The 21,314-nt window shown below is 33.9% G+C and carries 23 protein-coding genes; 20 read left to right on the top strand and 3 right to left on the bottom strand.

Going from position 1 to position 21,314, the window contains the following annotated elements:
- Positions 1-2 precede the first annotated feature (2 nt).
- The 5 genes from ACYQ19_RS04295 (at position 3) to ACYQ19_RS04275 (ending at position 3,381) form a co-directional block, all read left to right on the top strand.
- Complete coding sequence (locus ACYQ19_RS04295; protein WP_459978188.1) at positions 3-809, top strand: alpha/beta hydrolase; 807 nt, start codon at positions 3-5, stop codon at positions 807-809.
- A 37-nt stretch (positions 810-846) separates the two neighbouring features.
- Positions 847-1,464, top strand: coding sequence for a recombination protein RecO (gene recO / locus ACYQ19_RS04290; protein WP_459978187.1), 618 nt, complete (start codon positions 847-849; stop codon positions 1,462-1,464).
- A gap of 122 nt (positions 1,465-1,586) precedes the next feature.
- Entirely contained in the window at positions 1,587-2,729 is a 1,143-nt protein-coding gene (locus tag ACYQ19_RS04285) for an NAD(P)/FAD-dependent oxidoreductase (RefSeq protein WP_459978186.1), read from the top strand.
- Between the two features lie 163 nt (positions 2,730-2,892).
- Positions 2,893-3,189 (top strand): hypothetical protein, encoded by a 297-nt coding sequence (locus tag ACYQ19_RS04280; protein WP_459978185.1) that lies wholly within the window; start codon positions 2,893-2,895, stop codon positions 3,187-3,189.
- A complete protein-coding gene (locus ACYQ19_RS04275; RefSeq protein ID WP_459978184.1) occupies positions 3,190-3,381 on the top strand; it encodes a hypothetical protein in 192 nt (63 codons plus the stop codon).
- Here the strand turns inward: ACYQ19_RS04275 and ACYQ19_RS04270 are convergent.
- Positions 3,378-4,796, bottom strand: a complete 1,419-nt coding sequence (locus tag ACYQ19_RS04270; RefSeq protein WP_459978183.1) for an aldehyde dehydrogenase family protein — start codon at positions 4,794-4,796, stop codon at positions 3,378-3,380. The two genes, ACYQ19_RS04275 and ACYQ19_RS04270, sit on opposite strands and share 4 nt — an antisense overlap.
- Positions 4,797-4,884: 88 nt before the next feature.
- Here ACYQ19_RS04270 and ACYQ19_RS04265 point away from each other — a divergent pair, with 88 nt between their 5' ends.
- The 5 genes from ACYQ19_RS04265 to ACYQ19_RS04245 all read left to right on the top strand — a co-directional run bounded on the left by ACYQ19_RS04265 (position 4,885) and on the right by ACYQ19_RS04245 (position 9,646).
- Positions 4,885-5,799, top strand: coding sequence for a branched-chain-amino-acid transaminase (locus ACYQ19_RS04265; protein WP_459978182.1), 915 nt, complete (start codon positions 4,885-4,887; stop codon positions 5,797-5,799).
- A gap of 61 nt (positions 5,800-5,860) precedes the next feature.
- Positions 5,861-6,931, top strand: coding sequence for a prohibitin family protein (locus tag ACYQ19_RS04260; protein WP_459978181.1), 1,071 nt, complete (start codon positions 5,861-5,863; stop codon positions 6,929-6,931).
- An 8-nt stretch (positions 6,932-6,939) separates the two neighbouring features.
- Positions 6,940-7,599 (top strand): bifunctional phosphoribosyl-AMP cyclohydrolase/phosphoribosyl-ATP diphosphatase HisIE, encoded by a 660-nt coding sequence (gene hisIE / locus ACYQ19_RS04255; protein WP_459978180.1) that lies wholly within the window; start codon positions 6,940-6,942, stop codon positions 7,597-7,599.
- Entirely contained in the window at positions 7,596-8,147 is a 552-nt protein-coding gene (locus ACYQ19_RS04250; protein WP_459978179.1) for a DUF2393 family protein, read from the top strand. Before hisIE ends, ACYQ19_RS04250 begins: the two co-directional genes overlap by 4 nt.
- 98 nt (positions 8,148-8,245) lie before the next feature.
- A complete protein-coding gene (locus ACYQ19_RS04245; RefSeq protein WP_459978178.1) occupies positions 8,246-9,646 on the top strand; it encodes a DEAD/DEAH box helicase in 1,401 nt (466 codons plus the stop codon).
- 153 nt (positions 9,647-9,799) lie between these two features.
- On the opposite strand, the gene ACYQ19_RS04240 is transcribed toward ACYQ19_RS04245, so the two are convergent.
- Positions 9,800-10,195: a PaaI family thioesterase gene (locus tag ACYQ19_RS04240; protein WP_459978177.1), complete on the bottom strand. Its 396-nt coding sequence runs from the start codon at positions 10,193-10,195 to the stop codon at positions 9,800-9,802.
- Complete coding sequence (bioD, locus tag ACYQ19_RS04235; protein ID WP_459978176.1) at positions 10,196-10,816, bottom strand: dethiobiotin synthase; 621 nt, start codon at positions 10,814-10,816, stop codon at positions 10,196-10,198.
- Positions 10,817-10,877: 61 nt separating this feature from the next.
- On the opposite strand from bioD, the gene ACYQ19_RS04230 reads away from it, so the two are divergent.
- The 10 genes from ACYQ19_RS04230 to infB all read left to right on the top strand — a co-directional run bounded on the left by ACYQ19_RS04230 (position 10,878) and on the right by infB (position 21,314).
- Positions 10,878-12,179, top strand: coding sequence for an APC family permease (locus tag ACYQ19_RS04230; protein WP_459978175.1), 1,302 nt, complete (start codon positions 10,878-10,880; stop codon positions 12,177-12,179).
- Positions 12,179-13,234, top strand: coding sequence for a flagellar biosynthesis protein FlhB (gene flhB / locus ACYQ19_RS04225; RefSeq protein ID WP_459978174.1), 1,056 nt, complete (start codon positions 12,179-12,181; stop codon positions 13,232-13,234). The genes ACYQ19_RS04230 and flhB overlap by 1 nt, the downstream gene beginning before the upstream one ends.
- Before the next feature lie 296 nt (positions 13,235-13,530).
- The gene (locus ACYQ19_RS04220; protein ID WP_459978173.1) at positions 13,531-14,478 is read left to right on the top strand and encodes a DHH family phosphoesterase; all 948 of its coding nucleotides are present in this window, start codon (positions 13,531-13,533) and stop codon (positions 14,476-14,478) included.
- A 52-nt stretch (positions 14,479-14,530) separates the two neighbouring features.
- Entirely contained in the window at positions 14,531-15,859 is a 1,329-nt protein-coding gene (locus ACYQ19_RS04215) for a M23 family metallopeptidase (protein ID WP_459978172.1), read from the top strand.
- Positions 15,856-16,383, top strand: a complete 528-nt coding sequence (locus tag ACYQ19_RS04210) for a septum site-determining protein MinC (protein ID WP_459978171.1) — start codon at positions 15,856-15,858, stop codon at positions 16,381-16,383. Before ACYQ19_RS04215 ends, ACYQ19_RS04210 begins: the two co-directional genes overlap by 4 nt.
- A complete protein-coding gene (gene lpxC, locus ACYQ19_RS04205) occupies positions 16,380-17,258 on the top strand; it encodes a UDP-3-O-acyl-N-acetylglucosamine deacetylase (protein ID WP_459978170.1) in 879 nt (292 codons plus the stop codon). Before ACYQ19_RS04210 ends, lpxC begins: the two co-directional genes overlap by 4 nt.
- A complete protein-coding gene (locus ACYQ19_RS04200; protein WP_459978169.1) occupies positions 17,239-17,694 on the top strand; it encodes a hypothetical protein in 456 nt (151 codons plus the stop codon). Before lpxC ends, ACYQ19_RS04200 begins: the two co-directional genes overlap by 20 nt.
- 13 nt (positions 17,695-17,707) lie before the next feature.
- On the top strand, positions 17,708-18,589 hold the full coding sequence (gene thrB / locus ACYQ19_RS04195; protein WP_459978168.1) for a homoserine kinase: 882 nt from the start codon (positions 17,708-17,710) through the stop codon (positions 18,587-18,589).
- Positions 18,590-18,610: 21 nt separating this feature from the next.
- The gene (locus tag ACYQ19_RS04190) at positions 18,611-18,856 is read left to right on the top strand and encodes a DUF448 domain-containing protein (RefSeq protein ID WP_459978167.1); all 246 of its coding nucleotides are present in this window, start codon (positions 18,611-18,613) and stop codon (positions 18,854-18,856) included.
- Positions 18,857-18,869: 13 nt separating this feature from the next.
- Positions 18,870-21,314 (top strand): translation initiation factor IF-2, encoded by a 2,445-nt coding sequence (gene infB / locus ACYQ19_RS04185; protein ID WP_459978166.1) that lies wholly within the window; start codon positions 18,870-18,872, stop codon positions 21,312-21,314.

Below are 21,314 nucleotides of genomic sequence, written 5' to 3'. Positions count from 1 at the left end.
ATATGCAAAAATTTATATTTGTTGTAATTTTGTTTTTATTGATGGGGTGTGGGTATAATATTCCTACACCTCAGCAAAGAAAAATTTCCGCTGAAAATATAGTAGGGAATAAGTTAAAAAAATATATTTTTTTAACTTCAAAGTTTAAGATTTTTTCTTATATCAGTAACTTAAATGGATGTCAAAAAGTGTATGTTTTTATTGAAGGTGACGGGCTTTCTTGGATTACTTCCGAATTAATATCGGATAATCCAACACCTTTAAATCCTGAAGCTCTTAAACTTACTTTGAAAGATACACACAGATGCAAAATCTATTTGGCAAGACCTTGCCAATATGTAGAAGATAAAAAATGCAATTATAGATATTGGACTGATTATAGGTTTTCAAAAGAAGTAATACAATCATATCAGGAAATTTTAAATAGTTTAAAAAGAAAATATAACATTAATTCGTTTATTATTATCGGTTATTCAGGAGGCGGTGCCGTTGCGGCTCTTGTTAGCGCTTTTAGAAATGATGTTGATTTACTTGTAACAATTGCAGGTAATCTAGATACTGCAAAATGGTGTCAGATTCATTATCTTTCTCCTTTAAAACATTCTATGAATCCAGCTGATTTTACTGATAAACTAACAAATCAAAAACAAATACATTTTATTGGTTCGGAAGATAGAATTGTAAATAAAGAAGTGTTTTTTTCATATTACAATAAATTTAAAAATAAAAATAATATCAAATACAAAATTTTAAAAGGTTATAAACATAATAGTGATTGGAGTAAAGTTTTAAAAAATATTGAAAATTAATTTATTATATAATTCTCCAAAAAACAGGGTATAGAATTTGAAGGGTTTTATTTTAAACACAATTAGAGTAAGGGATGAAGATTTAATAGTTAGGATACTTACAGAAAGTGAAGTAATAAGTTTATATAGATTTTATGGGGCAAGGCATTCATACATTAATGTAGGGTATTTAATAGATTTTTATATTGAAGAAACTGCAAAAACAACAATAAAAAGACTCAGACACGTAACACAAATACCTTTTAAGTTTCTTTTTGATATGCAAAAAACGCTTTATTTTAAAGAATATATAAGATTACTTAACAAACATTTTATTGATGTAAGCAGGGTGGATAAGTTTTATTATAATTCACTTTATAAATTATGTGAAACTCTTCATGAAAGAGATGTAAAGAGAGCCGTAATAGAACATTATGTGTCACTTTTGGAAAAAGAGGGTAGGCTTCATAACGATTTCATATGTTTTTTATGCGAAAAAGTAGTGGAACAAAAGGTAGCTCTTGCTAGAAGTTTTCTTCCGGCTCATGAAAAATGTATCATGAGTAGTGGATTTGAAAAAGAAAAGCTAAAACTTTTGTTTAACGAAAAAAAAACATTGCTCTTCAGCGATGAAGAAATTGACAAGCTCTGGAAGATTTTAGAGCTTGGAATATGATGGAATGATAGTAGGTAAGTGAGTAAGTAGTTAAGTAGTGAAGGGTATAAAAGGAAGAAATTGGAAAAAACCTTAACAACTTACCTACTTATCAACTCCACAACTTAACTTAAAGGAGCATAATGAAAATACTTATAGTAGGTGCCGGTATCATAGGTATGACACTTGCTTATGAATGGATTAATAAAAAGCCTGATGATGAGATAGTTATAATTGATAAAGAATCACACGAAGGATTTCACGCAAGCGGTAAAAACAGCGGAATTTTGCATGCCGGGTTTTATTACAGCAGTGATTCATTAAAAGCAAAACTCACAGCCGAGGGTAATGCCCTTATGAAGAAATTTTGCTACGAAAACGGAATAAAGGTAAATGAAACCGGTAAACTTGTGGTTGCCAAAAACGAAGATGAGGTCAAAACCCTGCACGAACTTGCAAAAAGAAGTATTGCCAATAACGCAGGGGCGTATCTTGTTAGTGAAAAAGAAGCCGAAAAAATAGACCCAAATGCAAAAACATATAAATATGCCCTTTATTCACCGAATACTGCGAGTGTAAATCCGAGGGAAGTATGCTCAGTATTAAGAGAAGAGCTGGAAAAAAAAGGTGTGAAATTTATTTTTAATATGCCGTATGAAAAATATAATGAGAGTTATGATTTTTTAATAAATGCTGCTGGACTATATGCCGATAAAATAGCGCATCAAAATGGGATAGGGCTTGAATATACGATGCTGCCTTTTAAAGGACTTTACAGAAAATATCTCGGAAGTGACAGAATAAAAACGCAGATTTACCCTGTGCCGAATATCAAAAACCCGTTTTTGGGAGTTCATTTTACGATAATGGCTGATAATACGATAAAAATAGGCCCAACCGCAATTCCTGCGTTTTGGAGGGAAAACTATACGATGACAAGCAGGTTTAGTTTTAGCGAAATGGTTGAAATTTTATCTCTTGAGGCAAAACTTTTTATTAAAAATTCCTTCGGCTTCAGGGATCTGGCACTTTATGAAATGAGATACTATATACCGAGTAATCTTATAAAAGAAGCAAAAAAACTAGTTAAAAATTTAAGAGGTGAATTTAAGCCGATGACGCCGGGAATTAGGGCACAGCTGCTAAACAAAAACACAAACGAGCTTGTAATGGACTTTTTAGTTGAGAGAAAAGAAAACCAGATTCATATCTTAAACGCCGTAAGTCCTGCTTTTACGGCAAGCTTTGCGTTTGCTAAATATGTGCTTGGAAAAATTGAGAATTGAGAATGTAGAATGGAAAATTGAGAATGGGAAAATATAGTCCCCGAAATATTGCAAATTTTGGGCACAGAGAGTGTATGTTAGAATACCGATAACATTTAAAAACCGGACAAATAACCATTACACCAATAACAAATATACTAATAACAAATTTTGAAAGGACAACATGAAAACGATACTTTTGGTAAAAAACGGAGAGCTTGCGGATTACCCTGCGGATATTTTAGTTGATGGAGAGGTTAGAAAAAGCTACAACCTAGAATTCGAATGCGAAAAAACGGGAGCGCAAATGGTAATAGGCAAATCAATGCCGAGTATACTTATAAAAAAACTCAGAGATAATGGTATAATTTTCGTAAAACTAAACTCACTTAAAGATCTTGAAGATTTGGATATAGATGTGAAACTTCCGGATGAGTTTAGAAACAAACGCGGCTGGAAATGCGGTAAAAAAGGATTTTAAATGGAAAAACTTAATAAAGCTATAGAAAAAATAAAAAACGATGAGACACTAAACGATTTTGAAAAAGAAAATGCTATAAACCATCTTAAAGAATGGTATAACGAAAAAAAATCTATATCTTTTATAGAAGAAAAACTGGAAGAAATATGGGAAAAAATTCTACCCGTATTAAATGAAGCGGGACTGATTTAGCGGATAATCACCGCTTTAATTTCAGTCATATCCTCAATCGCAAATTTTGGACCTTCCCTTCCGATACCTGATAGTTTAACCCCTCCGTAAGGCTGGATGTCGAATCTGAGTGTCGGAATGTCGTTTATAATAACCCCACCCGCTTCAAAATCATCAATCGCCCTGTTCATAAGATCCACTCGGTTACTGAACATTGAGAACTGAAGTCCGTAAGGTGAATCGTTCATTTTCATAACGGCTACTTCATATGAAGGAACTTTTACAAGGCTTACAATCGGTGCGAAAACCTCTTCACACACCACGTTCATGTCATCCGTAACATCCGCTAAAATAGTCGGCTCAAGGATATTTCCCTCTCTTTTACCACCTGCTATGATTCTCGCCCCTTCTTCTACCGCACTTTGAATCCATCTCTCAGCTCTAATTGCCGCTTCTTCATTAATTAAAGGCCCCATAAACGTATCTTCTTCAAACGGGCTTCCGACTTTTAGTTTACTTGCTTCTTTTCCGAGTTTTATGGCGAACTCTTCATAGATCTTTTCATCCACGTAAATTCTCTGAAGCGAAATACAAACCTGTCCGCTGTTTGCGAACGCTCCGATAGCACAACGCTGTGCCGCCCAGTCGAGGTCCGCCGTGCTTTCTACAAACGTAGCAGCGTTTCCTCCAAGCTCAAGTGTTACTTTTTTAATCCCTGCATTTTGAAGTATTATTTTACCCACAGGCACGCTTCCGGTGAATGATATTTTTCTAGGAATCGGGCTTGTAACAAGAGCGCTTCCTACCTCGGCATCCCCGTAAACCACGCTTAAGGCGTCTTTAATCGCATACTCGCTTTCAATGAAAAGTTTTGCAAATGCATAAGCCGTATAAGGAGCTTCGGGTGTAGGTTTAAGCACCACGCTGTTTCCCGCAATGAGAGCCGGGGCTAATTTGTGTGCCACAAGGTTTAGAGGAAAGTTAAAAGGTGTAATTGCAACCACTACTCCCACAGGAACTCTTTTGTAAAACGATGTTGTTTTAAATCCGCTTTCAGTCGCATCTGTGGGGATTGTTTCCCCTACGATTCTGTATCCTTCTGCCGCACAAATTTCAAGGTTTTCGATACATCTTTGCACTTCAACCCTTGCTTGGGAAATAGGCTTTGCCACTTCAAGCGTAATATATTTTGCAAATTCTTCTTTTCTCTTTTTAAGTTTGTTTGCAACGTCCTTTATCCAGTTGATTCTTTGATGAAGCGGTGAATTTTTGGTGTTTTTAAATGCCTCTTTTGCGATTTCAAGCGCTTTTTTTGCATCTTCGGCAGTGCATTTTACGTATTTTGTAGTGACTTCTTTTGAATAAGGGTTGATAATCTCTCCTAGCTCCCCGTCATACTCGTTTGAGCCTAAAAGTTTTTTTGCTATTAGTTCCATTTTTGCTCCTTATATGGATGTAAAAATTATATTTATAGTAATAATATCAAATTTTTGATAAAATTAGCCCAAAAAAGGATATATAATAATGAATGAGGCAAAACTGATTTGGATGGACGGTGAGTTTATTCCTTGGGAAGAAGCTAAAGTTCACGTATTAACTCATACACTTCATTATGGAAATGGTGTTTTTGAAGGGACAAGGGCATATCAGACGGAAGATGGTTTAGCTATTTTCAGACTGCAAGATCATACTAAAAGACTTCTTAATTCTGCGAAAATCGTTAAAATAGACGTGCCTTTCTCACAAGAAGAGCTTGAAGAAGCACAGCTTGAATTATTAAGAAAAAACGATTTTAAAGAAAATGTATATATAAGACCTCTTATTTTCTTAGGTTACGGAAAAATGGGTCTTTATCATATCGGTGCGCCTGTGCATGTAGCTATAGCCGCGTGGGAATGGGGAGCGTATCTTGGTGAAGAAGGACTTGAAAACGGAATAAGGGTTAAAGTATCTTCAATTACAAGAAATCCTGTAAAATCGACGTTTGGTAAAGCAAAAGCAGTTGCGAATTATTTAAACTCACAAATGGCCAAATACGAAGCTATAGAAGCTGGATACGAAGAAGCTCTTATGCTTGATGATGAAGGGTTTATTGCAGAAGGAAGTGGGGAATGCTTCTTTATCGTAAGAGATGGTGTATTAATTACCCCACCAAACGATAATTCCCTTGAGTCAATCACACAAGCAACGGTGCTTGAACTGGCAAGAGAAAGAGATATTCCGGTTGAGAGAAGAAGAATTACAAGAGATGAGGTTTATATTGCTGATGAAGCGTTTTTTACCGGAACCGCGGCTGAAGTTACACCAATCAGGGAAGTTGACGGAAGAATCATCGGAAACGGAAAAAGAGGTGAGATTACAAAAGAGCTTCAGGAAGCCTATTTTGACGTTGTTTACGGAAGAGATAAAAGCTACAAACACTATTTAACATACATATAATAAAAAAACTATAAAATCTCAAAAAAGAGATTTTTTCTCTTAATTTACAAAAAGGAAATATATGCCAGCAGATTTAAACGGATGGATGAACAATAAAAACAATAACGACAAAAACGAAAACAAATTCGAACCGCCGAAATTCGAACCGCCTAAATTTATTCAGGGTAACAGCGGACTTGGTGTAATAATTGTAGCAGCTTTGATAATTTTTGGAATAATGTTTAAACCTTGGGTTATAGTAAACGAAGGTGAAGTGGGCATTTTGGCGACAACTGGTAAATTCAGTCCAAATCCTCTTAATCCGGGACTTCATTTTTACGTGCCGGTGATTCAAAAAGTTATAATAGTTGATACGAAAGTTCATATGATAAGTTATAAAAGAAATCAGGAAGTCGGAACGATGCCTGACAGATACGGAACTATTAAAGTTTATCCGGCAATTAACGTTCTTGATGCAAGAGGTCTTCCTATTACTGTGGAGTTGTCTGTAAGTTACAGACTAAATCCTAAAGAAGCTGCGTATGTGGTGAAAACATACGGACTTAACTGGGAAGATAAGATAATAAATCCGATAGTAAGAGACGTGGTTAGAAACGTAATTGGTAAATATCCGGCTGAAGAAATTCCGACTAAAAGAAATGAAATTGCTACTAAAATAGAAAATCAAATCAGAGATCAGTTAATGAAAATCGAACACAAACCGGTTATATTTGAGAGTTTTCAGTTAAGAGATATAGTGCTGCCTGAAAATATCAAAAGACAGATTGAAAGAGTTCAGATTGCAAAACAGGAATCTGAAAGAGCGAAATACGAAGTATTAAGAGCAAAACAGGAAGCCGAGAAAAAAGCGGCGATTGCAAAAGGTATAGCGGATGCCAAAAAAATAGAAGCACAGGGTAAAGCAGAAGCTATGCTTATTGAATCAAAAGCTCAAGCTCAAGCCAACAAAATTATAAGCGAATCGTTAACACAAAATCTTTTAAAATTAAAAGCACTTGAAGTTCAGGGGCAGTTTAACGAAGCGCTTAAAGTAAATAAAGATGCCAAAATATTTTTAACGCCAGGCGGTGCGGTGCCTAATATTTGGATGAATATTGACGATAATAAAAAAGTAATATCCACAACTAAGTAAGGAATGAAATGGTAGATTTTGAAAAAAACGGGGGACTTGTTCCCGTTATCGTTCAGGATGCAGATACAAACGAAGTTCTTATGCTTGCTTATATGAACGAAGAAGCTCTTAAACTGACTCAAGAAACCGGATATGCCCACTATTTTTCAAGAAGCAGGAATAAACTCTGGAAAAAGGGTGAAAGCAGCGGACATACGCAGGAAGTAAAAGATATTTTAATTGACTGCGATAACGACACTATTTTACTCAAAGTAAAACAAAACGGGGTAGCTTGCCATACGGGAAGAAAATCATGTTTTTTTACGAAACTTGACACAAATGAGATAATATTGGACAAAACAAAAGAAATAGAGTATAATTTCATCGACAAACTCTATCATACTTTACTTGATAGAAAAAATGCTGATCCAAAAACTTCATATGTTTCTTCATTATACCACAAAGGTGAAAATTCACTTCTTAAAAAAGTAGCGGAAGAAGCGGCGGAGTTTTGTTTTGCGGTTAAAGACAATAATAAAAAAGAAATTATTTATGAAGCGGCTGATCTTGCCTTTCATACTTTAATTGCATTGGCATTGAAAAATATTCATCCGGAAGCCGTTTTGGAAGAACTTAAAAGAAGAGAAGGCGTAAGTGGAATAGAAGAAAAAAGGAACAGAAAAAAATGATTCCTTATTTCACCATCCTTCACTGGCTTGATATAGTATTCTTTTTAGTTTTATTTATATTTTTGGTAATTATATCCATAAAAGCTGCCGGTAACAGCACAAAGCTGTTATTGAGTATGATATTTGCTTCATTTATCGTTACCGCGTTTGGTGCTGGACTTGGTCTGATTATTTTAGAAAAATATACCAAAAAAGCAAAACTGATAGATGTAAAGCAAAGAAGAGTTTTGATCAACGAAACGTTAGTTTTAAAAGGTAGAGTCAAAAATATAGGTAAATTTAAAATAAATTACTGCAAACTGGAAATAAAACTGGTAAATAACGGATGGGGTGGTAAATTTACAAAGGGAAGTTTTTTTAAACCGGGCGGTTTAAATATTTTCGGAAGTAAAGATAAACAAGAAGCCAAACCAAATACCGTCAAGGCTACGAGAATTATTATAAAAGACGGATTACTTCCGGGTGAAATTAAAGATTTTTCAGCTATAGTGCCTTATCCTCCGTATTTTAAGAATACCTACTTAAATTATAAACTCTACTGCCATTAAATAAGTTGCGAAGTAGATAAGTTGTGAAGTTGTGAAACGTGTTCGTTTCAAAGTAAAAAAGTTTAGTTGCAAATATATTACATTACACAAGGAAAAAAATGACATTTAACGATTTTAATTTAAAAAAAGAACTATTAAGAAGACTTGAGGAAATAGGGTTTGAAAAACCATCACCGATTCAGGAAAAAGCTATTCCAGTAGTTCTTGAAGGCAAAGATATTGTAGCCCAGGCTCAAACTGGAACAGGTAAAACGGCGGCATTTGGGCTTCCTATTTTGAATATGCTTGAAAAAGGGCAAAAAGCTTTAATCATTACACCTACGCGTGAACTTGCGATACAGGTAAGTGAAGAGATTTTCAGATTCGGAAAATATCTCGGAATTCATACCGCTACGGTATATGGTGGGAGCAGTTATTCAAGACAGATTAACCACATCAAAAACTCTGAAGTAATCGTAGCGACTCCGGGAAGACTAATAGATCTTTTAAGCAGCGGTAAGATTGATATAGCACCTGAATACGTTGTGCTTGATGAAGCGGACGAAATGCTTGATATGGGATTTTTGGACGACATTAAAGAGATTTTTAAATACGTGCCAAGCAGCAGACAGACACTATTATTCAGTGCTACTATGCCAAAACCGATTTTAACTTTAGCAAAAACAATTCTTAAAGACCCTGAATTCATTCAGATTACAAAAAAAGAAGTGACCAACGAAAATATTAAAGAATATTTCTATGTTATTGATGAGCACGAAAGAAACGACGCTTTAATCAGACTTATTGATTACAAACAGCCTAATAAAGCGATAGTATTTTGTAGAACTAAAAAAGACGTAGATACGGTGGCTGATTTCTTAAGCGGTGTGGGGTTTGATGCTAAAGGTCTTCACGGGGATATGGATCAGAGAAAAAGAGAAGAGGTTATCAAAGGGTTTAAAGGTAACAGAATTGAAATACTTGTAGCAACCGACGTAGCGGCAAGGGGACTTGACGTAAACGATGTTACACATGTATTTAACTACCATTTACCGCTTGATCCGGAAAGCTATGTTCACAGAATCGGAAGAACGGGAAGAGCCGGAAAAGAAGGAATGGCGATTTCGCTTGTAACTCCTCATGAATTCAGAGCTCTTAGCAAAATTCAGAAAATTTCTAAAATTGAACTAAAAGAAGTTCCGACTCTTCAAGATGTGAAAAACACTGAAATTCAAAAAATTATGGAAAAAATAAGCTCAATTGAGCCTAATACGAAATCAATCGAAATTGTAGAAGTATTACAAAACGATTTTGATCTGTTTACAATAGCTACAAAATTTGCAAGTATGCTTTTTGAAAAAGAAGCGGACGGCAAAGAAAGAATCGGAAAAAGCATTAAAGAAGCAAAAAGATTGCTTGAAAGAAGCGCTAATTCAAAAGGCAATGATAGAGACAGAAGAAGAGGTAGAAGAGGTAATTTCAGGGGTTCAAGAAACTCCTCAAGAGGCAGAAGAAGATAAATTCTTCTTTTGTTTTTAATTAATATAAGTGTCTGGCACTATAGATCAGATTTTTGAGGTATTGTTTTTCTTTGTATTTAAAATTTAATAGCCTTTAATTTGAAATGTTATTAAGGAAAATGTATAGCGTTAAAGATGACAAAAAAAGAAAAATTATTTTCTTTTTAAAACGTGTTTGTCCAATACCACACAGCCGAATATTCCCTCAAAAACTTTTATCTCGTTTAAATAACCCGTTACTTTTATTTCGTGTTTTCTTTTTTCTTTAAGAAGTGTTTCGCTGACAAATTCTACTATATCACCTACTTTTACAGGTGCCATAAATTCACACTGACTTCTAACCAATACCACATACGGATCATTTACCGTTGCCATTGCGCAAAAATCGGCGGCTCCGAATGTAAATCCGCCGTGGATTAATCCCTCATCATCAACGGCCATTTCATCTATTGCTTCAAGTCTGACTTTTGCGGTTCCTTCGCCTATTTCGATTAATTGTCCGAATTTTTTGTTAAATTTTAAATGTGTGTTTAATTCTTGTTTTTCCATTTATTCTCCTAAGAGTTTTTGTGATATTTTATCTAAATCTTTTTGAATAAATAAAGGAGTGAATTTTTTCATAAAAGGATGTGATACTTCGAAATAGTGTTTTTCATCAAACAGGTTAATTGCCCATGTGTAATTGATGCCTTTTGATTCCAGATAATATTTATTAAGTAGAAAATCGTTAATCATACCAAGTCTGCTTCCGATTATCAAAAAAAGTTTGGCATTAAAAAATTTTAAAAAATCAATCATTTTGAAATTTTCTTTTACAGGAACTAATAACCCACCGGCGCCTTCAATAAGCAGAATATCGCATAAAGGTTTTATTTTATCGTAAGATTTTTTAATTAGTTCAAAATCAACTGCACCCGAAACATAAGGGGCTGCCGGAAGTGTATGCTGGATTGGGACAATATCGTTTAAAGTTAGTTCATTCAAGTTTGGATTTAAATCTTTTGCTTTTTCAAAAAGTCTGTATCCGTCTAAAGGAATATTTTCCACACCGGTTTCAATGGGCTTCATTACGCCTATTTTATAACCTTTTTTTGCGATATGTTCCATTAACAGCAGTGTTGAATGTGTTTTTCCCTGGTCGGTATTGTTTGCGGATATGAAAATATTCATAATCATCCTTTAAAAAGTGATATAATAATTATATAAGAGTTTTAAATAAAAAGGGTTGTTTATGCATAAAAAAATCGGGTTTATCGAAGCGTTTAGCATTGGTGTAGGTGGAATGGTAGGAGGTGGAATATTTGCGGTTTTGGGCTTGACTATTGATTTGGCAAAAGGGGCGGCTCCAGTTGCATTTTTAATAGCGGGGCTAATAGCTTTAATTACTTCTTATTCATATGTAAAGCTTTCAATTACATATCCGAGTGAAGGTGGAAGTATAGAGTATATAGTCCAGGCTTTTGGAAACACTCTTTTTTCTTCGGTTGTAAATAATTTACTACTTATAAGTTATGTAATAATGTTAAGTCTTTATGCATATGCATTTGGAAGTTATGCAAGTGCTCTTTTTTTTGGTGATGAAGTTATGTGGTTTCATAAATTATGTGCAAGCGGTGTTATTGTATTATTTGTAATGATTAATTTAATGGGTGCTTTTTTAACCGGAAAAGCAGAAGATGTGATGGTATTTATAAAAGTAGCTATTTTAATTGTTTTTGTAGTAGTTGGTGTATTTAGCGCAGATTTTCATAGACTTTCACCTGAGTATTGGGAAAGTATGGTTAAAATTATTACCGGTGGACTTATAATATTTTTAGCGTATGAAGGGTTTGAACTGATTGCAAATACTGCAAAAGATGTAATTAACCCGGAAAAAACCTTGCCAAAAGCATTTTATAGTGCGGTAATATTTGTGATTGTGCTGTATGTAAGTATTGCAATTGTAACAATTGGAAATGTAAATTTTGAAGAAGCTAAAAAAGCTCAGGATTATGTTTTAGCAATTGCTACTGAGCCGTTTTTCGGAAAAGCGGGGTTTGTTATTATATCTGTGGCTGCATTACTTTCAACTGCAAGTGCAATTAATGCTACTTTGTATGGTGGTGGGAGAGTAGGATACCTTGTAGCTAAACTTGGCGAACTACCCAGTGAATTTGCCAAAAAGGTCAAAGAGGGATACGAAGGAATGCTAATTTTAGGATTAATGGCTATTATTTTTGCTACAAGTTTTGATATTCAGAATATTTCTGTGGCTGGAAGTTTAGGTTTTTTGTTAATATTTGGACTTGTTAATTTGGCAAATTTTAAATTAAGAGAAAAAACAGGTTCAAATCCTTTAATTCCAATAATAGGGTTTATTCTTTGTTTTGGTGCTGCTGCTATTTTAGTAGGGTATAATGCAAAAAATTCACCGGAAAGTTTAAAAAGTAGTCTTTTAGTTATTTTTATTGTTATTTTATTCAGTTTTGTATATTATAAACTCGGTAAAAAAATGCAGGTTATTCTTGATGAAGATTTAAGAAAAGGGATTTAATGGCAGACGATTTGGAAAAAACGGAAGAACCCACCCCCAAAAAGATTGAAGACGCCAGAAAAGAGGGTAATGTTCCCAAATCAATGGAAACAAGCGGATTTGTTGTATTATTTATTGCAATAATAGTGATTATTTTTTATTTGAAATACGTAACGTATTATCTTGAGAAGTTTTATATGTATTATACTTCTTTTATAGGTGTTGAAATTACCAAAAATCTGGTATTTGAAATAGTTATAAAAACGGCTCTTAATTTTTTTATATTACTCGCACCATTGCTTGGGGCGGTTGTAATTGCAGGAATTTTGGGGAATGTAATGCAGTTTGGGTTTTTATTTACCGTTAAGCCGATATTGCCTAAATTTGAAAAAATAAATCCAATAAAGGGATTAAAAAGACTGTTTTCTGTAAAAACGCTTGTTGAAGGCGTTAAAATGACACTGAAAGTCGCAGTGGCTTTTGGTGTGGGCGCCTGGCTTTTTATGGGCTTTTTGGAAGAAATTCCAAAACTTGAGCTCATGAGTTTTTTTGAGCAGTTAAAATGGTTTGAGGAAAAAGCGTTAATAATTATTTTTGCAATGCTTGCGGTTTTTTTGGTTTTTGCGGTGATAGATTTTGTTTATCAGAGATACAGCTATAAAAAATCTCTTCGTATGAGTAAGCAGGAGATAAAAGACGAATATAAACAAACCGAAGGTAACCCGGAAATAAAAGCCAAAATAAGACAGCTTCAACGTGAAATGGCCAAAAGAAGGATGATGAGCGAAGTTCCAAAAGCGGATGTAGTTATTACAAACCCGACTCATTATGCCGTTGCTATAAGATATGACAAAACAAAAGACGAAGCACCGAGGGTTATTGCTAAAGGTGTGGATAACCTGGCTATAAAAATTAAAGAAATAGCAAGGGAACACGACATAATGATAGTTGAAAATCCTCCTCTTGCAAGAGAGCTTTACAAACTTGTGGACATTGACGAACTTATTCCTCAAAAACTTTATAAAGCGGTTGCAGAGGTATTGGCATTTGTTTACCGGGCAAAAGGTAGGGTTTAATCAATGGAAAATGAAAAATTGAAAATGTTTCAATGGAAAATAAAAAGTGTAAAGTGAAATCAAAATGTAAATTGAAAATGTTACAATTGAGAATCGAAGCTGTGACAGATTCTAATTTGTAATAATTGTTTACTAATTACGAATACACCAATATACCAATCAACTCCAATAACTTCAAAACTTTAACAACCTCAACAACCTGACTAACTTTATCAACTTAACTAACCCCAATAACCAATATACCAATAACCACTTTACCGCCATTAATGTTATAATTTCAACAAAAAGGCTTTATAATGGAAATTTATAAACAGATTTGGGATAAGATTGAAAAAGCCGACAATATTTTACTTATAGCTCATATTAATCCTGATGGCGATGCACTCGGAAGTTCTCTTAGTCTTTATCCGATACTTAAAAAAATGGGGAAAAAAGTAACGGTTTTTAATGCCACAAAACCTCTTCCGGATTATCTTGATTTTCTTCCTAATTTTGAAAAAGTAACGGACAAATTACCTAAAAAAACAGATTTAACAATTTCATTTGACTGCGGCAGTTTTGACAGACTTGGACTGGGTGAAAAACCTTCATTTTTAATAAATATAGATCATCATGTGTCTAATACTAATTACGGGGATATAAACCTGATAGAACCAAACCATGCTTCAACTTCTCAGGTAATATATGATATTTTAAAAACCAACAATATAGAAATTCCGACCGATACAGCCGTTTGCATTTATACGGCTCTTGTAACAGATACGGGAAGTTTTCAGTATGAAAGCGTAAACGATAAAGTTTTTGAGTGTGCGGCCGAATTGGTAAGATGCGGTGTAAAACCTGACTTTGTTGCTAAAATGCTTTTCCAAAGAGACAGACTTTCAAGACTCAGACTTCTTGCAAAAGCGTATGAAACCATTGAATTGTGTTGTGATGGGAAGGTTGCTTTTGTTGAAGTGACAAAAGAGATGATGGAAATAACGGGAGCGATAAAAGAAGATACCGATACGATTGTAAATAGCGTAAGGGCGATAGCACCGGTTGAGGTTGCATGTATGTTAAGAGAAGATGACGAAGGAATAAAAATTTCACTCAGAAGCAAAAATTACGCCGATGTAAGTAAAATTGCCGTAAAATACGGAGGAGGCGGACATATAAGGGCTGCAGGGGCAACTATAAAAGAAGAATTTGACTTTGAAAAAATAAAAAATATGTTAAAAAAAGATTTAAAAGAGATTGTTTAGGTTAACTTCAAATTAACCGCTATTTTGTAAAATTTTGAAAAAAAGGATATAAATGAAGAAATTATGGGTATTAATATTGCTATTGATAATAGGTGGTGCAGGGTTTGTTTACTTTTCACCTATGTTTGAAAAAAAACCTCCTGTAATTGACGTTGAAAGTAACGGATTTACTAATCTTAAAAAACCTTTAAAAGTTATTTTAAAAGATGAATCCGGTATTAAATATTACCGCGTTACCATGATAGCGGGCGGAAATGTGACAGAACTTGCAACACTTACAGATCCTTCAATGGGTAAAGAGGTTATTTTAAATATCAAGCTCCCTAAAACCACTGCAAAAGAAATCAGAATCAATATTGCGGCAGTTGATAATTCAAAATGGCATTTTTTTGCGGGTAATGAATCTAAAAAAAGTATAATTTTAAAAGTAGATACCATAGCACCTTTAACAGAAATAATAAACAATTCATATGCAATAGGAAACGGAGGAAGTGCCGCAGCCGTTGTAAAAGTAAGCGATGAAAATTTAAAAGATAAATATATTTTGGTAAACGGAAAATATAGATTTAATTTAACGCCTTTTGTAAAAAAAGATTATTATGTAGCACTTATAGCATGGCCTGTTAAGGAAAAAACATTTGATGCCGAACTTGTAGCTGAAGATATGGCAGGTAATGTTGTAAAAGAGCATATTCCGTATTATTGGAGAAAATACAGATATCCAAAAGCAAAAATTAATATAAGCGATAAATTTATAAACAGCGTTGCAAAAAGAGTTCTTGAAAAAATGGATATACCTATCCCAAATGACCCCGTATCTATATTTAAAAAAATAAACGAAAACGTAAGAGCTATAAATGAAAAACAGATTTATGATATTACATCAAAAATTTATGAGGATAAAATAAACTCTTTTTCAATTGCAAGATTTAATCCATTGCCTGGAAGTGCGGTTAGGGCTTATTTTGGAGAGCAGAGGACTTATTATTACAAAGGTGAAAAAATTTCATCAGCAATCCATAAAGGAATAGATCTTGCTAAGATAAAAAGAGCGAAGATTTATGCGAGTAATTTCGGAAAAGTCGTAGCTGAGAAATATATCGGAATATATGGCAATACGCTTATTATTTATCATAAACTTGGGCTATATACGTTGTATGGACATACATCGGTATTTAAAGTAAAAGTAGGTGATAATGTAAGAAGAGGGCAGGTAATAGCTAGAACTGGGGCAACTGGTGCGGTGTTTGGCGATCATTTACATTTTGGTGTATATGTGCAAGGGTATGCGGTTAATCCGATTGAGTGGATGGATCCTAAATGGATAAAACTTAATATTACGAATGTAATTAATGGAGCAAAAAGGATTATCAATAAATGAGACAAAAGACTATAAGGGTTTTTGAGGTTGATGATTATGATAATTTAATCAAAGTTGTTGAGAGTAAATATGAGCTTATTAAAAATCATTATTTTTTGTTAAGAGAGCCAAATAAAAAAATAGAAGAATTTTTAAAATCCAAAAAATTGCCGTATTTTATAATTAATTCAGATGGTTTTACTCCTAAAAAGGAAATAACGGAAGAAATTAAAGTTATAGAAAAGGAAATTGTAAAAAAAATAAAATCTAAAACTCTCATTTATGATAAAATTATACGAAGCGGAGAAGAGATAAAATCGGAAGATAATCTTATTTTTTTAAACAGAATAAATGCCGGGGCAAAAATTATAAGCAGCGGCAACATCGAAATATTTGACGAATGCGAAGGCAGAGTTGAATGTGATGGTGATTATATTATAGTGAAAAAAAATATAAAAGGTTCAATAATATTTAAAGGTGCCGATATAGGACAGATAGAAAAGCTAACTCTGATTACCGAAAATATGAAGAAGGTTTTGGAATGAAACAAAGAACAATAAAAAGAAGCGTAGAAGCCATAGGAATAGGACTTCACAAAGGGGTCCCCGTAAAACTTAGATTAGAACCGATGGCGGAAAACAGCGGAATAGTGTTTTACAGAAGTGATAAAGGTGTGAGTATACCTTTAAAGCCTGAATATGTCGTAGATACAAAGATGGCTACTGTAATAGGAAATGAAGGTGTGATGGTGTCTACAATAGAACATTTAATGAGTGCCGTATATGCTTTTGGTATAGATAATTTAAGAATTATAGTAGATAATGACGAAGTTCCTATTATGGACGGAAGTGCCGTCAGTTTTGTAATGATGTTGGAAGAAGCCGGTATAAAAGAGTTAGAAGCACCTAAAAAATTTATAAAAATTACAAAAGAGATTGAAATAAAAGACGGGGAAAAATTTGCAAAATTAAAACCTAATGAAAAAATAAGTTTTGATTTTGAGATTAATTTTGATCATCCGGTAATAGGTAATCAGAAATATAAGTTTAATTTTTCAACGAAAAATTATATTGAAGAAATAGCAAGGGCAAGAACGTTTGGATTTTTAAAAGAAGTTCAGTATTTAAGAAGTATTGGACTTGCTCTTGGCGGAAGCCTGGAAAATGCGATAGTGCTTGACGATAAAAAAATTCTTAACGATTCATTAAGATTTGAAGATGAATTTGTAAGACATAAAATTCTTGATGCGATTGGCGATATGAGTTTAATTGGTGCTAATTTTGTAGGTAGTTACGAAGCAAAAGCAAGCGGACATCATTTAAATCACTTACTTACAAAAAAACTTATCGAAGAAGCGGCTTTTGAAATAGTTACGTTCGAAAAAGAAGGAGAAAAAGCGGTTGCAAAAGCGTTTAGTTGATATAGTTGCAATTGTTATTTCAAAACCTTTATTAATCGGTATTTATGAAAACGGCAAACTTATAGAAAAAATTGAAAAAGAAGGTATGACAAGCGATATCCTACCTTCAGTTTTTGATGATCTTCTTCAAAAATATCAAATCAATTCCATAATTTATTCAAAAGGTCCAGGCAGTTATATGGCTATAAAGTTAGCATATGTTTTTTTTAAAACTTTAGAAATAGCAAAGAATATAAAATTATTTGCGGTTGATGGATTTTATTTTAATCAAAACAAGCCTATTAAAGCCGTCGGAAATAGTTATTTTGTAAAAAAAGAGGGTATAATTACACTTAAAAAAGATGAAGAGGCAGGTAGGTTTTATCTTCCGGAAAAGTTAAATTTTAATGATTTTGATGAGGATACCGAGCCGCTTTATATATTAAAAGCAGTTTAAAAGAAGGGTTTTGATGGTAATTACAGTTCCAGCAACCAGTGCCAATTTAGGTCCCGGGTTTGATACTTTAGGACTTGCGCTTAATTTAAGAAATGAAATAGAAATAACAAAAAGCGAATATACAAATATTGAGATTTACGGAGAAAATGCAGAATACCTCAGATCTTTAAAAAGAAACTATTTTGTTGAAATATTTATGGATCATTATAAAAACCTTACAGGGAAAGAAGATAGTTTTAAATTTAAATTTAACAATAAAATACCGCTTTCGCGTGGTTTGGGTAGTTCTTCCGCAGTTATTATAGCCGCTATTACGGCTGCTTATGAAATGGCACAGGTTCCATATAAAAAAGACAGAATTATAAATTTAGCCCTCGCGTATGAACCTCATCCGGATAATATTACACCTGCCGCACTTGGTGGGTTTTGTGTTGCAAAAATTAAAAAAAACAGGGTTTATTTTCTTAAAAAGTTTATACCGACTTATTTGAGGGCTGTTGTGGTTATACCAAATAGAACAATTTCGACACAAAAAAGCAGAAATGCCTTAAAGGCTCATTATACGTTAAAGGATATCGTGACAAATATTTCAAGTTCATCTATGATTACTGCTGCTTTTTTCAGCGAAAAATTTGATATTTTAAGAAGTGTGGTTGAAGACAAGATTCATCAGGAAAACAGGATGAAAGCAGTGCCGGAACTATTTAAAGTCCGTGAGATAGCATTAAGAGAAGGTGCTTTAATGTCAACATTAAGTGGCAGCGGATCCACGTTTTTTAATTTGGCTTATAAAGATGATGCATATAGTATTTATAATGTTTTAAGGGATAATTTTAAAGATTTTAACGTGAAAATACTTCAATTTGACAATGTAGGAGTAAAAGTATACAATTAAATGGAAAATGTAAAGTGTAAAGTGAAAAGTGTAAAAAAACCTGTAAGAATGTGTGTCGTTTGCAGAAACAGATTTTTGCAAAGTGAACTTTTTCGTCTGCAGTGCAGAGATAAAATGCTTGTAAAATTTACGGGCATAGGTAGAAGTTTTTATGTATGTAAAGATTGTATAAACAACAAAAAATTTGTTAATTATTTATCTAAAATTTGCAAAGTTGATAAAGAAAAAGCAAAATCTTACATTTTACATTTTCCATTTTACATTTAACAAAGGAGTTTACTTGAAGATAAAAGTATCAGAGGTTGCAAGAGAATTGGGTCTTAAAGCAAAAGAAGTTGTAGATATAGCAAAGGAAATCGGAATTGAGGCAAAAGTAAGAGGTGAAATATCACCAATGGATGCCGCTAAAATACAGGAATTTTTTCTAAATGGCGGTAAAAAGAAAGAAGAACCAAAACAGGAAGTTAAAAAAGAAGAGAAAAAAGAAGTAAAAGAAGAAAAGCCTCAAAGAAGAAGACGATCACGTGGTAACTTTAACGATTTAGTTAAAAAAACACAAAAAGGTATAGAAGTAATTAAAAAAGCGGAGCCAAAACCTGAACCTGAGAAAAAAGAAGAAAAACATGAAACTAAAACAGAAACGCCAAAATCAAAACCTAAACCTAAGCCAAAACCACAACCGGCTAAAAAAAGAGAAGAAAAAGAACTTCAAATAAATGTTGATTTGGCGGATATGGATGTAATTGAAGAAAATCAGGTAGAACTTTTGGATCTTTATTTTAACGATATAAACCTTAAAAATGATGAAGAGCTTGAAGAAAAAGCCAAAACTAAAACACAACAGCAGCAAAAGAAAAAAACACAGCCGGTTAAAAGAAAAAAACCTAGTGAAGGCGGCATAACAAAAGAAACAATTAAGAAAAAGAAAAAGAAAAAGAAAAAAGAGGCAGAAATTAAAACAATAGTAATACCAAAAGAAGTAAGGGTTTATGAATTTGCGGAAGCAATTAATAAACCTCTTGAAGAAGTTATAGAGGCGTTAAGAGAATTAGGGGAAGAAAGAGATAAAAACGACTTTTTAGGTGAAGAATACATTGAAACACTTGCTGAAGAATTTGACGTTCCGGTAGAAGTTTACGACCCACTTGCAGAATTTGATTATGTTAAAAAATACGATTCAATTGTAGATGATGAAAAAGATCTTGTAGAAAGACCGCCGATAGTTACAATTATGGGTCACGTTGACCATGGTAAAACATCACTCTTAGACAGAATAAGAAACAGCCGTGTGGCAGCCAAAGAAGCGGGTGGAATTACACAGCACATCGGTGCATATATGGTAGAAAAAGACGGCAAAAAGATTACCTTTATCGATACACCCGGGCATGAAGCGTTTACGGAAATGAGGGCAAGAGGTGCTCAGGTTACAGATATTGCTATTATAGTGGTGGCTGCCGATGATGGTGTGATGCCTCAGACAAAAGAAGCCATTGCACATGCTCAGGCGGCTGATGTTCCTTTTATCGTAGCTGTAAATAAAATTGACAAACCTCAGGCAAACCCTGATTTGGTTAAATCACAGCTGGCTGAAATGGGAATTACGCCTGTTGAATGGGGCGGTGAGTATGAGTTTGTAAACGTATCCGCAAAAACAGGAGAAGGAATAGACGACCTGCTTGAAACGATTCTGCTTCAGGCTGAAATGATGGAACTAAAAGCAAATCCAAAAAGAAAAGCCAAAGCCGTTGTAATTGAGAGCAGGGTAGAAAAAGGAAAAGGTCCTGTTGCGACTATTATCGTTAAAAACGGAACCCTTAAAAAAGCAGACAGCTTTGTATGCGGTAAAACATACGGACGTGTAAGACTTATGATTGACGATCTTGGCAAACCTAAAAAAGAAGTGCTTCCGGGTGAGCCGGCGGAAATTACAGGATTTGACGAAGTGCCGATGGCAGGTGACGTTTTAGTAGCGGTTGATAGTGATAAGATAGCTAAAGAAACAGCGGAAAAATGGAAAGAGTTCTTAGAAGAGAGAGAAAAATCAAAATCAACAAAAGCAACCCTTGAAGATTTACAAAAAATGATTTTAGAGGGCGAACTTAAAAAACTGCCTGTAATCGTAAAAGCCGATACCCAGGGAAGTGTTGAAGCAATTAAAGGAAGTCTTGCAAAACTTAAAAACGAAGAAGTTAAAGTTGACGTAATTCACAGCGATGTAGGTGCAATTACTGAAAATGACGTTATTTTGGCAAAAGCAAGTGAACCGCATGCGATTATTTTAGGATTTAACGTCCGACCTACTTCAGGGGCTAAAAACAAAGCGAAACAGGAAGGTATTGAAATTAGAACATATTCAATTATTTATGATCTGATTGATGATGTTAAAGAACTTCTTTCAGGTCTTATGACACCTAAAATTACAGAAGAAGTAACTGCAACGGTTGAAGTAAGAGATGTGTTTATGGTGCCAAAAGTCGGTGCCGTTGCCGGATGTTATGTTCAAGACGGCGTAGTTCACAGAGGCGATTTTGTAAGAGTAATCAGGGATGGTGTAGTTATTTATGATTCTAAACTTGCAAGCCTTAAAAGATTTAAAGACGATGTTAAAGAAGTCGGAAAAGGCTTTGAATGCGGTATTATGGTAGAAGGATACAATGACGTAAAAGTTGGTGATATTCTTGAAACATACAGAAAAATAGAAGAAAAAGCTTCTTTTGAAGGATAA

The organism is Nautilia lithotrophica (assembly GCF_054656815.1).
Note: the sequence above shows the minus strand (reverse complement) of the source record. Positions and strands in the feature narration are given on the sequence as shown.

Bases quoted from the DNA above. Each gene is read 5' to 3' on its own strand.
- ACYQ19_RS04285 (WP_459978186.1), top strand. From the start codon at position 1,587: ATGAAAATACTTATAGTAGGTGCCGGTATCATAGGTATGACACTTGCT.
- hisIE (WP_459978180.1), top strand. From the start codon at position 6,940: ATGGTAGATTTTGAAAAAAACGGGGGACTTGTTCCCGTTATCGTTCAG.
- ACYQ19_RS04260 (WP_459978181.1), top strand. From the start codon at position 5,861: ATGCCAGCAGATTTAAACGGATGGATGAACAATAAAAACAATAACGAC.
- ACYQ19_RS04270 (WP_459978183.1), bottom strand. From the start codon at position 4,796: ATGGAACTAATAGCAAAAAAACTTTTAGGCTCAAACGAGTATGACGGG.
- flhB (WP_459978174.1), top strand. From the start codon at position 12,179: ATGGCAGACGATTTGGAAAAAACGGAAGAACCCACCCCCAAAAAGATT.
- ACYQ19_RS04275 (WP_459978184.1), top strand. From the start codon at position 3,190: ATGGAAAAACTTAATAAAGCTATAGAAAAAATAAAAAACGATGAGACA.
- ACYQ19_RS04280 (WP_459978185.1), top strand. From the start codon at position 2,893: ATGAAAACGATACTTTTGGTAAAAAACGGAGAGCTTGCGGATTACCCT.
- ACYQ19_RS04245 (WP_459978178.1), top strand. From the start codon at position 8,246: ATGACATTTAACGATTTTAATTTAAAAAAAGAACTATTAAGAAGACTT.
- ACYQ19_RS04210 (WP_459978171.1), top strand. From the start codon at position 15,856: ATGAGACAAAAGACTATAAGGGTTTTTGAGGTTGATGATTATGATAAT.
- ACYQ19_RS04230 (WP_459978175.1), top strand. From the start codon at position 10,878: ATGCATAAAAAAATCGGGTTTATCGAAGCGTTTAGCATTGGTGTAGGT.
- thrB (WP_459978168.1), top strand. From the start codon at position 17,708: ATGGTAATTACAGTTCCAGCAACCAGTGCCAATTTAGGTCCCGGGTTT.
- lpxC (WP_459978170.1), top strand. From the start codon at position 16,380: ATGAAACAAAGAACAATAAAAAGAAGCGTAGAAGCCATAGGAATAGGA.
- bioD (WP_459978176.1), bottom strand. From the start codon at position 10,816: ATGAATATTTTCATATCCGCAAACAATACCGACCAGGGAAAAACACAT.
- ACYQ19_RS04240 (WP_459978177.1), bottom strand. From the start codon at position 10,195: ATGGAAAAACAAGAATTAAACACACATTTAAAATTTAACAAAAAATTC.
- ACYQ19_RS04265 (WP_459978182.1), top strand. From the start codon at position 4,885: ATGAATGAGGCAAAACTGATTTGGATGGACGGTGAGTTTATTCCTTGG.
- ACYQ19_RS04215 (WP_459978172.1), top strand. From the start codon at position 14,531: ATGAAGAAATTATGGGTATTAATATTGCTATTGATAATAGGTGGTGCA.
- ACYQ19_RS04295 (WP_459978188.1), top strand. From the start codon at position 3: ATGCAAAAATTTATATTTGTTGTAATTTTGTTTTTATTGATGGGGTGT.
- ACYQ19_RS04250 (WP_459978179.1), top strand. From the start codon at position 7,596: ATGATTCCTTATTTCACCATCCTTCACTGGCTTGATATAGTATTCTTT.
- ACYQ19_RS04220 (WP_459978173.1), top strand. From the start codon at position 13,531: ATGGAAATTTATAAACAGATTTGGGATAAGATTGAAAAAGCCGACAAT.